Consider the following 11460-nt stretch of genomic DNA (forward strand, 5'->3'; position numbering starts at 1 on the left):
CTAAAAACCAACTAATCAATCACTTATTTTTCAAAACCATCTAAAATTGTATAATTGATACACTTTTTAAGTTTATCACCCACCTTGTGAATTCTGGATTTTTATAATACCCAACTTTCCATCGAACATTAAAATGAATGGAAAACACAGAAAAATCAGCTATCCCAAGCATCCTGCTGATCCTCTTATGGACCTATACTGGAATTGACAAAATCCTACACTGGCAGGACAGCAGAAAAGCATTCCATAACCAGACCTTTCCTGCAGAGCTGGCAGAAGTACTGGCCTATGCAGTACCGACTATTGAGTTGCTGATTGCCTTACTCCTACTCTTTTCAGTCAGTAGATGGTGGGGATACCTCTCAAGTATCCTCCTCCTCACCGTCTTCACCACCTATGTGGGATTGATCTGGGTAGGAGCTTTTCCCAGAGTTCCCTGCAACTGTGCGGGAGTTTTAGAAAGCTTAAGTTGGAAAGCACATTTCTGGCTTAACAGTGGAATGATTGGAATAAGTATCATCGGACTATACTTCACAAAAAAGCGGAATCCTCAGATCCCGCCTTGAGGCGTTAAGTTTTTAGTAGGTGATAGCAACTATTTCCTTAAACAATATAAACTAAATATTAATTACACCAGCATCTAAAGAGTAAATAATTAAACACTATCGCTCTGAAGAATAAAGACTTGTCACTAGGAATTTGAAAAAACGGGGCAGGAAAAGGCATTATCCCACCCCAAAAAATAGCTTAATGAAAATCAACTCAATTTACCGCATTACCTGTCTCCGAATCTGGAAGTGGAGACTCCAGACTATACTGGGTAGTGCAAGAGGGAGATGCCGAAAACCCTTTAAACAGAGTAGGTATTTTAACCACTTCCGGTAAACAGCATGTAGCTCAATCCGGGAATCCTAAACGTTTTTCCTGTTTTTTATATGTTAAAAAACAGGACATAATCATGAATACACTAATTAAAAGATTACCTGCATTTGCATTTGTAATAGCAGCCTTTGCTGCATTTGCCTTCAATGCTCCCGTCATAGGTGGAGAACCTACGGCAACTAAAATCTGGACCCCAGACGCCACCCAATCTAATGGTTATAGGGATGTCACTATACTGGTTCAGTCCGAGGACTATGAGTGTAATGCCAGTGAAATGTATTGTCTGGTAGAATTCCACAATGACAATCCAGCAACCGGTATCCTTAACGTGCTGAGCGAAGGAGAATTTGTGGAACTGTAATTCAAACCTTAGTACCACTAACCCAAGGCTCCCATGAGCCTCGGGTTTTTATATATCAAGGATTCTGCACAATTCCGCTTCTGCTGATTTCATCCATAGGAATAGGAAATGCATACCTTGGAGAATTGGGAGCCAATTCATATCGAATCCCATTCACAACTCTAACCAAAGTTTCTGCTTCAACTTCCTGGTTCAATCTCCTCAAGTCCATCCAGCGTAATCCCCTCCCTATTAGCTCCTTTCTACGCTCTTCAAGGATTCTCTCCAATAATTCTTCCGAGCTCAATTCGGATAATGGCATCCAAGCTTCCGATTGATGCCGTAAGGAAATTAATTCATTGAGCATACTTAATGCTACCTCATCCTTGCCTGTTCTCACTAATGCTTCAGAAGCATTCAGGTAGAGCTCCCCTACACTGATTCCACCAAAATTCTGAGTAGCACCGGAAAGCTTTCCCGTATAGTTAAAATTCCCAGAGGAGGTCTCATCAAAAAAAGCAGGCTTTCTTAAATCAACTTCCTCATATAGATCCATCAAGGCCGAATCCACAAATACCTGAGTAGACCTCAAATAGGAATAACTAAATAAGGTGGAGTAAAATAAAGTCTCCTCGTCAAAACGGGTAAAGGGTCTTCTTGCATCCACATCCAGTTCATTGAAATCCAATCGATCGGTATAAATCCCCAAAGCCTCCCTAGCAGACTGCGCGGCCAAAGTGTATTGGAAAGTGCTTAAGTAAAATCTTGAAAGCACTCCCAAGGCAATGGCTTTGGATGGCCTGGTTTTGGGCATATTGTTTTCCGGCAACAATTCCACTGCCCTAGTCAAATCCGCATCAATTTGATCATAGCTTTCCTGTAGATTAGCTCGCTCCAGCTCCTCATTTACATCTGCAGTGGACTTGAGCACGATTCCTAACAAGGACTCATTTCCCCCTGCTTTCTGGTAGGGCATTGCAAATTCCGATACCAATTGCAGGTAAGCATAGCCTCGGTAGAAATAAGCCGAACCAAGCAAGGTTTGGTAAAACTCACTCTGCTCCCCTTCGAAATCCTCCAATACTTCCAAGGCAACATTAGAATAAAATACCTGCTCGTACAAACTGTTCCAGTCCCCAGAGAATCCGGATGGATAAGGGTCATCTGACCAGATAAATACCGCCTGCTCAATGGGATTACTTAACGCTGCATATCCTGCATCGGAAATCCAGACCTCCTCGGATGCAATACTTGGCAAGGTTGCCTGCCCATTGAATACATTCGTATTATCCAGCAGGCTCTGCACATCTGCCAAGGTTTTGGGAACTACCAGGCTTTGATTAGGTTTGGCATCCAAAAACTCCTCGCAGGACATCAGGCCAAAGAGGCAAAAACAAGACAGCAAAAGTGCCAATCTACCTTTCTTTTGTTTAATCTGTTCTAGTATATTTTTCATTTGATTTATAATTAATGAGTTAAAAAGGGGCCCGGGAATTTCTCCCCGGACAGGTCTAAAAGAGGAACCACCCTCACCTTATGAAGAAATTTGATGACCGGCTCCCTTTTAATTCTTGATGATCTTTTTGCTGGTTAGAAATCCAGTTGAACTCCCACTGCGATACTTTTTCTAGGCTTGAAAGTTCCAAAATCAGGATCCCAGTCTGTATCCGTGGCTTTCCAGATAATGCCTAGATTATTGGCATATAAATAGAATTCAGCATTGTTGAAAATCCCTGCTCGCTTGGATGTGGTAGAAATTTTATAACCCAGCCGGATATCCTGTAAGCGGATATGATCCCCTTTTTCTACCAAGACCGAACTGCTTCTGTAAAACTGATCCCGAAATGCATCCCTCGCCTCAGGCGTGGAAGGCACCTGTGTAATCAATTCATCCCCTACTTCCTGCCAGCGAAGGGCATAATCAGAATGACCTCCCCGACCCTGCAAAATGGATTCATATTGCACCGAAGATCTTCGGAAGTAATACCCGAAGCGATAGGATATATTTGCCGAAAGACTAAAGCCCTGAAAGCTGAGGCTATTCCTGAATGAGCCAAAAATTGTGGGACGTGCCGGACCGTGATAAACTAGCGATTCCAATGTGGCTCCGTTGATGATCTCCCGATATTCTTCACTGGCTTCTCCATCCAGCAAACCCACAGGATCTCCTGTTTCATGATTCAATCCCATCCATGGCAAGGAATAAACCCCAAAAAGAGGTCTTCCTTCGATTGGAAAATAGGTTCCTCCCAAGCCTGTTATACCATAGTTCAGCAGGTTGTTCACATTGATCTCATCTTCGTAGGAAGTGACTTTTTCCTTGATTCCACTAAGCAATAGCACCGACGACCAGGTAAATTTCCCTTTCAGATTGACCGTTTCCAGTGAGAGATCAAAACCTTTGGTTTGCGTGGCAGCATTGTTCCCTGAGAATGATGTGATTCCGGTGGAAGGTGCATAAGGAATTGTGCCGATCAGATCCAAGCCTTCCTTTTTGTAAAATTCAAAGGTGCCTTTTATCCTACCTGACCTGTTTTCCCAGTCGAGACCCAGATTCAGAATCTTGATCCGCTCCCAGCGTAGATTTTCATTTGGGGGATTTACGATGATGGAATAAGGAATCTGGGTAATAGGATTAAATGTAGTCGAACGCGCCGTGGTGAAAGCAGTCAGGCTACGGTCAACGTTTCCATTGTATCCATAGGAAGCTCGGAGCTTCATAAACGGCATCCAAGCCCAGTTATAAAACTTTTCTTCGCTCAGCGTCCATCCCAATCCGGCAGACCAGAGCGGAACAGATTTTTGATTGGCAGCGACGCCAAAAAGATTGGAAGCATCTTTTCTTGCACTCAAGGTGAGCAGGTATCGGTCTTGATATACTAGCGAAGCATTGGCAAAACCTGAATAGAATCGATCACGCAGCAAACTGATTCCTTCAGTGTTGGGAATCCGTGCCGTAGCAAAAGGATTGGTGGACAAGGGGAACAAACTCACATAATCCACCACCTGTGTGGTAGCCAATTCAGGATTATATCCGTAATATCTCCCTGAAAAGGAGTTGGACTCCAAGGCTTTGACTTCCGTTCCTGCCAGCACATTTAATTTCCATCCCTGTTCCCAATCTTTTTCATAATTGGCTTGCAGCCTACCTGAATGGGAATAAGCTCTAGAATTCGAGTAGTTATAAATGCCTCCCTTTGGTATGGCATAAGACAAGTCTCCCTCTTCGGCTACTTGGGTAAATTGATTAATCAAATTCCGGGCATCATAGCTATTATCCTGATACTGGCGTTCTGACATGCCTGTATTCTGCCAATATTGATACAAGCCCTGAACTGATAAGCCTGGAAGCACCTCATAAGCCAATCCCAAATTTACCCGCCAATCATCCCGCAGGGAAGTAGTGTTAGATCTTCCTTTTTCCTCCAAAGGAATAAAAGACCAGTCCAATAAGCCCAAGCTTTCCATTTCCTCCTTAAACCCCTTTCTGTAGTCCCGGTTTAACGCTAAGGGATTTCCTGATTCATCTGCCAGCCTTGCATAGGGATAGGTTCCTGCATAGCTGCTGAAGGTAATATCATCGGGAGCCATATGAGCATCCGTATCCCTGCTTTTCACCCCATAAAAAGCAGTCTGAACCTTCAGTTTATCCGAAAAGACAGAAAAATCATTTTTCAGGGAAAAGGTAATCCGATTGGAAGCATCCCCAATGATTTCTGGTCGAATGTCGTCATAACCTAAAGAAATCCGGTAGGTATGGTAATTTCCTCCTCCCGCTATTCCAAGATTGTATTGCTGATTGAGTTGGGGCCTATAGATGTATTCATTCAGATTATTTCTCAGATCATAACTTCGGAATGCTGCGATCCTTGCATCCGCTTCCGATGATGAGATCAATCCATCCCGTTTTGCGATTAAGGTTTCCACGACCGGACTTAATACCTCATTTCCAAAATCAGACTCCAAGGCAGTATAAAAGCCCTGTCCGAAGAGCATTTCCTCCACATCGATGTAATCATCTACTCCTAGGTTTGGAGCAAGAAAAGGATCGGTAGGTTGAATCCAGTTGGCATTACCTGTAAAACTGACTCGGGTGGCTTGGTTGCTCTTTCCTGATTTGGTGGTAATAACGATCACCCCATTTCCTGCACGGGCACCCCAGATTGAAGCCGCAGCAGCATCCCTCAAGACGGTAATACTGGAAACGTCATTCGGGTTGATATCCTCCAGATTTCCATCATAGGGAAAATTATCTATCACAATCAAAGGCTGAGAAAACCTTCCCAAGGTACTTCTGCCTCGGATGGAAATGGGATCTCTCCCCACGTCACCGGTACGGTTCAGGATCAGACCGGAAGTAACATCTTCCAATCGATCAATCAGGTTGGTACTTACCCTACGATCCACCAGTTCCTCATTCAAGGAAACAAAAGAACCTGAAGCCCTGCTCTTCGGAATCTCCTGATAACCAGTGGCGAGTACCTCTACGCCTCCCAACTCAAAGTCTTCTGGCGCCAAAAGGATAGTTAACTGCTCCGAAAGAGGAACTTCCATTTCAATTTCCCGGACAGTATAACCCAGGTAGCTAATCCGAAGCGTATAGGTTCCTGCGTCCAACTCAAAACGGAATACACCTTCCTCATTGGTAATTTTCCCCGTTCCGCTTTCCAGAACACGCACCGAAGCTCCGATCAATGCTTCACCGGTAGTTTGATCCTGCACCCTTCCTACAACTTGCAGATTCTGGGCGCATAGATCCATAGAAGAAAAGGCCAAAACAAAAATTAGAATCAGTAGATTTTTCATAAAGCCAGTACTTTAGCATCCCCTATTTTTTCCAAAACCAATACGTTGATCTCCACTTCCTTTTCCAGCAGATCCAAACCCACCTGACGTAGCGCCTGCTTCAGGCTGGAAATACTGGATAGCTGTGCTTCCAGTTCCAGATCAATGGGATAGTCTATTCCGGTCAGGTTGAGGATAGGGAATTCTGATCGTTGATAGAAATAGAAATTAAGGTGATAGACAAAGCCCTGCAAGGGATAATTTTGCATACTAAGCCCAAAGGCTCCGGCTTGATAGCTGCTTTCAACCTCTTGCGCTTTGGGGTAGTTAGTTCCTTCCTGCTGAACTATCGCATACACCTTCCGCTTCTCCTTTTTGACAGAGGCCTTGATATGGGGGAAGTACCTGTTTAGATCCTCGCGCATCAGCGCATAGGGATTTTGGGAAGGAGGAGCGATCAACTCATAGCCAAAAACATGATAACCCTGTTCTTTCCAGTCCAGATAATCCATTCCTGTCTTTTTGGTAAAGAGTTCTTCGGCTTCAAATCCAATAGTCTGAATACGGTTTCTCCCATAATAATCCACCAGATCCCTTTCCGAAAAAGCCAACTGGTAATGCCTGATCAAGGGCATATTGACGATGCGTATATGGGAAAGGTCCTCGTATTCCTGAATGATAGAACCCGATACATCGGGGATATATCCTGTCAGCGCAGACTGAAACCAGATGTTTTTAGAAGGTACCTGGGGGCTTTCAGAAATCAGTTTGTCGTACCTTCCCAATAGGATTTTACGGTCCTCCTTGTAGCGGAAAACCGAAGCATCCCCTGAGAGCATTTTTTCCAGATTGGAACTTGTCAGATCCTCCAAACCTGTAATTGCAATCACCTTCCCTTCTGGATCCACGATAACAAAATGAGGAATCGTGGAATGCGGAAACAGCTCTCGCATCTTACCTGCATGGAGCACTAGGGGTAAATCAACCCCGACAAGAGATTCGTAACCGGCAAAGACCTCGGAAACCCGCTCTTCTTCAAAGATGGTCATAGGAATAATTGCAATCTGATCCCTAAACTCCCGACTCAGATTTGCCATCCTTGGCAATGAAGCAATACTTGCTGTGCAGGTAGGCGCCCAAAACTCCAGGATGAGGTATTTGCCGCGGTAATCGTCCAATCGGAGCTTATCCGAGTCAAACTTCAAGACCTCGGAGAATTCGATGCCCTTAGGAATCTGGTCTCCTATACTCAAGGTATCGGAGCGGGTCTCCCCGCCCCGATGGACTCCGGCATAATAAACCAAATCCTGCCCTGGAGTAGGTGAATCAGCAACCTGTGCTGTGGTGGTGCTTATGGGTAGACATAGCAGTCCCATTAAGCATATGAGTATGTGTTTTTTCATGCTTTTACGATTTTAAGCTGGAAGACGGAAGACCGAAGATGGAAGAAAGGTGTCCGGTGTCGGATGCCCGATGTCCGGCGTTGGAAGTAGGAAGTCGCAGTGAGCAGAAGTCAGAAAGCTAAAAGCTTAAGTAAGAAATCTAAAATCCTTACAACCGACCTTCAGGTCATTTCGAAGGAGTTCCAAATGAGAAATCTCTCAACTCTAACTTCTTGATTCTTGGCTCTTTGTACTTGGTACTCGGTACATTTTTCAAGACATACCTCTTCCATCCTGCCTTTCTCAGGCAACCAGCAATAATGAATAGGAATTAAACTGAAGTAATGGAGCTGTTGACCTGCTGCAGCAGATGATCTCCATCATCGTGTAACGTCCCTCCCTGATCTGTGTGAATTGTTCCGCCACGGCGGACAGGCCCGACGAACATACAAAGCCCAATCGGAAGCAATCAGAGAAAAAAAGTGCCCAAATCCTTAGATTGGATTCTTGGGCTTTAGAGGATACAGGCGATCTACCGCGGCGATGCCGAGTTCCTCTGGTAATAGATAATGTGTAATAGGTAGAGAACTAACTGACCCGATTACCAACTGAGCATAACCTTCCAACCTGTGGAACCTACAGGCTACTGTCTGCAACAGAAAAGGAAGTAAATCAATCATGCTCGTTTTCATTAGAAATGAAAAATGGTAAAACGAGTCTTTATGACGATAAAAATGGAGCACCATAGCCTGGGCGCCAATCTACCGCACTGCAGGTTCCGACACCTTTAGGAACGGAATTACGATAGGGCCCAAGAGCTATAGTGCATACGAAAGTACGCATAATAATCCCTTGAGCATTAACCTACCGTCTCGTCCTAATACAAATTGTCGGAATTGCAGTCGAGACTCATTGATTAATGCCAAGTCGAAGGATTAAATCCTTCACTTTTTCTTAAGTGTCTAAATATAAGTAAAGAATTTAAGACCATAAACATTTTGACCACTTTTTAGACTGAATAATTTAATCCATTTGGTTATGGATGAAGATATTAACAAAGTTCTTGACCAGATTTCAGCCCAAAGATTTAAAGAGTTCATAAAATTCTTAGAGCTCACTCCAATTGGAATGGCAGCATTTCTTAAAATTTCCACTGATCATATGTATTCTTTAAGAAAAGGGAGAAGGTCAATTAGTGATTCAATAGCCGAGTCTCTTGCCATTAAACTAGGAATTACTGAGGCCGATGTTTACAATTCAAATTTTAAGCTTAAAAAGACTGAAGTTGGAATCGAATACCTGAAAAATTTCACAACCACTAACAGTCATAACCCAAATTTCTTTGTAAACCTGAAAAATGAGAAAAGTCTCACTTTCAAAATTCGCACTTTACTGGTTGAAAATAAGTATTTTGAATCGGAGAAACGAGTAATTCAAGTAGTGGAAGAACTTAAAAAACATCAAATAAAAGTTAACAGCGAAAAGGCTACAAAAAGCCTTCTTTATCTTGTCGATACCGGATATTTAACTTTCCAAAAAAAGCCATTTATAAAAAAGGATGGTACTGAAAGCAAACTATCTGTAAACCATTATACTGAGCAATAAAATCTCGCTTGAACAATCCTGAAAGACGGAATGGTCTAGAGTAGAGGTATGTGATTACTGAGGAGGGAAAGAGGGTGGTTTGATGATCGGATAAGTTGATTTAATTATCTTTTTTCAAACACTTATTCACTTTCTGGAATGCCACCCCTATGAATTATCTATTCTTCCCAAACAACACTTAAAACCGTATTATACTTTGGTGTAACAATGCAATATTCGTAAAAATTGAAATATTTATCATTTTCCCAGGGTTTAAGCTCAAACCAGGTAGACTTCCAAACCTCCTGTTTACTTTGCTTCTTTGAATAGATTTTCCCCTGCTTGAAAAATTCGGATGCTACCGAATCATCAGGTGTCGTTAGACCATTTCTGTCTTTAATGAAATGATCATATGGGTCTGGTCGTTTCCAATATTTCACGGTATTACCATAGCTATAAATCAAACAAATTGGATGATTTCCGTATTCAAAGTATCGATAAGCCACCGAAGTAATACTAGTCTTAAAATAATCTGCCAAATACCGAAGGAGTTCGGGTCCAAATTCATATTCATCAGATATTTTTCTAAATAAAGCCTCTGGCATTAATAATTCAGAAGCAAATTCATTTGCCTCCGTTTCCTGATGGCCAGATTTAAAGTACTCAAGAGTGGAATCATTGTCATTGTGAAGTAAAAAGTGATCCTTATGCATTCGTAGATGACCAATTTCATGCCCAATTGTAAATCTCCGTTTCCCTTCATACTCTATCCCTGAATTGATGGTAATTATCGTTTTACGATTTCCAAATACAATTCTACCATCAGCGTTAGACATTGGTTTTTCAATCACAGTTGCTCCCAAACCAGTAGCAACAAGTTCAATAGGAATATTTGAAACATCAAACAATCCATGTTCACTCATAAACTTCTTAGCTGCTTTCTGACCAGAGGACATTATTGATCTTCCATGTCATCTAAATCCTCTAATAGCTTAGTAAGATCAATGTCTCCTAAGACCTCTCTTAAATCATCATCCGACCACTTTTCTAGATTTCTGAATTGAAATGATACTTTTTTCTCTGAAAAAAAGTCTTTCAAAATCTCGCCGGTCAGGATCGCATTCCGTTCCATTGACTCCTTAATTTTGTCTTTCAACTTCTTCAAAAGAGATTGGTCAAGTCTTTGATTGGCCTTTGCTTTAGCCAAAAATATCGCTTTTTTAAATTCATTAGCCCCTTGAAGACTAAGCTCATCAGTATCAATCTTAAGCTCAGCCAAAAATTCTTTTGCAGCATCAAAATCTTCGATAATTACATTCGTTGAGAGTTTATCGAAGTTCCTGAAAATTGATGTGTTCGCTTTCCTATTCATTAGTCGATAGTTTCTGTCTAAGCTTATTTAATCGCGGTTTTAAACGTCTCCATGCATTATGGAAATCGGAATCACTGATTCCCAAATCATCTTTAATTGCCTTGGGTTTTACAACACCATCGGCCATACATTCAAAGATCATCAGCTCTTCATCGGATGATCCCTCGCTTTCTAAAAATGCATAGGCTTCCTGTCTTAACTCCTCATAAACCATCATGTCTTCTGGGCTCCCATCTTCAGAGCTATCAACAATTTCTTCGGTCGGTTCTTCCTTAGATTTGGACTTATTGAAGGAGTTATTAAGATGGCTGTCAATCACACTGACTAAGAAATCCTTGAATGTTTTGTATCCATCAGTATTCCAATTTCTGGTTCCCTCTACCAATACCAGAGAAAGTACCTCGCTAAGTTTTTCTTCTGAAATTTTCAGCAGTTCATCCTTGCTGCCTTTTATACCATACCTATTGATCAACCTATTGATACAATGAGCTACAAGAATTACCCAAAGCTGATTCCAGTCCTCTTTTTGAGCCTCTTTCTGAAGCTCTTCCATAGATATGATGTGCGTAGCTGATTCCACCTTTCGTTTATAGATGCTGAAGATTTCAAAAAAAATACAATTCACATTGTAAATTTTTTCTTCCTATCAGCATTAGTTAATAGAGGCCAGTATTTGGTTAGTCAATAATTAGAAACAACTGAAAATAGCAATAATATGGCAACGAACAAACCATATGGCGATAACGCAAGAATAGGGGCTGTAAAAAACCGTTCCCAAGTCCAAAACACTAAAACAGGCCAATGGACTAAAAGAGATGGAAATACGGGGAAATTCATGGATGGTAAAAAGGACGGAACACCATTTAAAGGAGTGAGAAAGGAGAAATAAAGAAATTTAAACCATTAACTAAAATGCCGAAACCATTTAAAATATTATCAATTGATGGAGGAGGTATTAAAGGCCTCTACTCTGCAAAAATCATTGAGCTGTAGTCGGTAACTGACAATGCACCAAAAATGGAAAACAGGAATGCGCCACTAATGGCAACAAGGGTGCACCAGTTAGTAAATATAGTTTAGCTATTTCTGATGTTCAAAGAAAGACTGTCTATTTT

Annotated in this window: 10 protein-coding genes; 4 read left to right on the plus strand and 6 right to left on the minus strand. The window is 41.8% G+C overall.

All coding sequences use genetic code 11. The features are described 5' to 3' along the window. The first annotated feature begins 137 nt into the window (after positions 1–137). On the plus strand, positions 138–566 hold the full coding sequence (locus tag LZF95_RS03240) for a MauE/DoxX family redox-associated membrane protein (protein WP_111612307.1): 429 nt from the start codon (positions 138–140) through the stop codon (positions 564–566). Between the two features lie 392 nt (positions 567–958). Continuing rightward, entirely contained in the window at positions 959–1243 is a 285-nt protein-coding gene (locus LZF95_RS03245) for a hypothetical protein (protein WP_233753549.1), read from the plus strand. A 55-nt stretch (positions 1244–1298) separates the two neighbouring features. Here the strand turns inward: LZF95_RS03245 and LZF95_RS03250 are convergent, their stop codons facing one another. The 3 genes from LZF95_RS03250 to LZF95_RS03260 form a co-directional block, all read right to left on the minus strand. Further along, positions 1299–2678 (minus strand): RagB/SusD family nutrient uptake outer membrane protein, encoded by a 1380-nt coding sequence (locus LZF95_RS03250; protein WP_233753550.1) that lies wholly within the window; start codon positions 2676–2678, stop codon positions 1299–1301. Positions 2679–2812: 134 nt separating this feature from the next. Further along, on the minus strand, positions 2813–6028 hold the full coding sequence (locus LZF95_RS03255) for a SusC/RagA family TonB-linked outer membrane protein (RefSeq protein WP_233753551.1): 3216 nt from the start codon (positions 6026–6028) through the stop codon (positions 2813–2815). Then, positions 6025–7410: a TlpA disulfide reductase family protein gene (locus tag LZF95_RS03260; RefSeq protein WP_233753552.1), complete on the minus strand. Its 1386-nt coding sequence runs from the start codon at positions 7408–7410 to the stop codon at positions 6025–6027. Before LZF95_RS03260 ends, LZF95_RS03255 begins: the two co-directional genes overlap by 4 nt. A 1017-nt stretch (positions 7411–8427) precedes the next feature. On the opposite strand from LZF95_RS03260, the gene LZF95_RS03265 reads away from it, so the two are divergent. Further along, complete coding sequence (locus LZF95_RS03265) at positions 8428–8994, plus strand: hypothetical protein (RefSeq protein WP_233753553.1); 567 nt, start codon at positions 8428–8430, stop codon at positions 8992–8994. A gap of 158 nt (positions 8995–9152) precedes the next feature. Here LZF95_RS03265 and LZF95_RS03270 read toward each other — a convergent pair whose 3' ends face one another. Genes LZF95_RS03270 through LZF95_RS03280 form a run of 3 tightly spaced genes read right to left on the minus strand, consistent with a single transcriptional unit; the run spans position 9153 to position 10970 of the window. After that, complete coding sequence (locus LZF95_RS03270; RefSeq protein ID WP_233753554.1) at positions 9153–9929, minus strand: ImmA/IrrE family metallo-endopeptidase; 777 nt, start codon at positions 9927–9929, stop codon at positions 9153–9155. Next, complete coding sequence (locus LZF95_RS03275) at positions 9929–10345, minus strand: hypothetical protein (RefSeq protein WP_233753555.1); 417 nt, start codon at positions 10343–10345, stop codon at positions 9929–9931. The genes LZF95_RS03270 and LZF95_RS03275 overlap by 1 nt, the downstream gene beginning before the upstream one ends. Beyond that, a complete protein-coding gene (locus LZF95_RS03280) occupies positions 10338–10970 on the minus strand; it encodes a hypothetical protein (protein WP_233753556.1) in 633 nt (210 codons plus the stop codon). Before LZF95_RS03280 ends, LZF95_RS03275 begins: the two co-directional genes overlap by 8 nt. 90 nt (positions 10971–11060) lie before the next feature. Here LZF95_RS03280 and LZF95_RS03285 point away from each other — a divergent pair, with 90 nt between their 5' ends. Then, a complete protein-coding gene (locus LZF95_RS03285; protein WP_233753557.1) occupies positions 11061–11234 on the plus strand; it encodes a hypothetical protein in 174 nt (57 codons plus the stop codon). Positions 11235–11460: the final 226 nt, after the last annotated feature.

Origin of the sequence: Algoriphagus sp. AGSA1 (assembly GCF_021390545.1) — a bacterium.
In the GTDB taxonomy this organism is placed as follows: Bacteria; Bacteroidota; Bacteroidia; order Cytophagales; family Cyclobacteriaceae; genus Algoriphagus.

What these genes read in the sequence shown, in the direction of transcription:
- LZF95_RS03240 (WP_111612307.1), top strand. Translation starts at nt 138, where the DNA reads ATGGAAAACACAGAAAAATCAGCTATCCCAAGCATCCTGCTGATCCTC.
- LZF95_RS03245 (WP_233753549.1), top strand. Translation starts at nt 959, where the DNA reads ATGAATACACTAATTAAAAGATTACCTGCATTTGCATTTGTAATAGCA.
- LZF95_RS03250 (WP_233753550.1), bottom strand. Translation starts at nt 2,678, where the DNA reads ATGAAAAATATACTAGAACAGATTAAACAAAAGAAAGGTAGATTGGCA.
- LZF95_RS03255 (WP_233753551.1), bottom strand. Translation starts at nt 6,028, where the DNA reads ATGAAAAATCTACTGATTCTAATTTTTGTTTTGGCCTTTTCTTCTATG.
- LZF95_RS03260 (WP_233753552.1), bottom strand. Translation starts at nt 7,410, where the DNA reads ATGAAAAAACACATACTCATATGCTTAATGGGACTGCTATGTCTACCC.
- LZF95_RS03265 (WP_233753553.1), top strand. Translation starts at nt 8,428, where the DNA reads ATGGATGAAGATATTAACAAAGTTCTTGACCAGATTTCAGCCCAAAGA.
- LZF95_RS03270 (WP_233753554.1), bottom strand. Translation starts at nt 9,929, where the DNA reads ATGTCCTCTGGTCAGAAAGCAGCTAAGAAGTTTATGAGTGAACATGGA.
- LZF95_RS03275 (WP_233753555.1), bottom strand. Translation starts at nt 10,345, where the DNA reads ATGAATAGGAAAGCGAACACATCAATTTTCAGGAACTTCGATAAACTC.
- LZF95_RS03285 (WP_233753557.1), top strand. Translation starts at nt 11,061, where the DNA reads ATGGCAACGAACAAACCATATGGCGATAACGCAAGAATAGGGGCTGTA.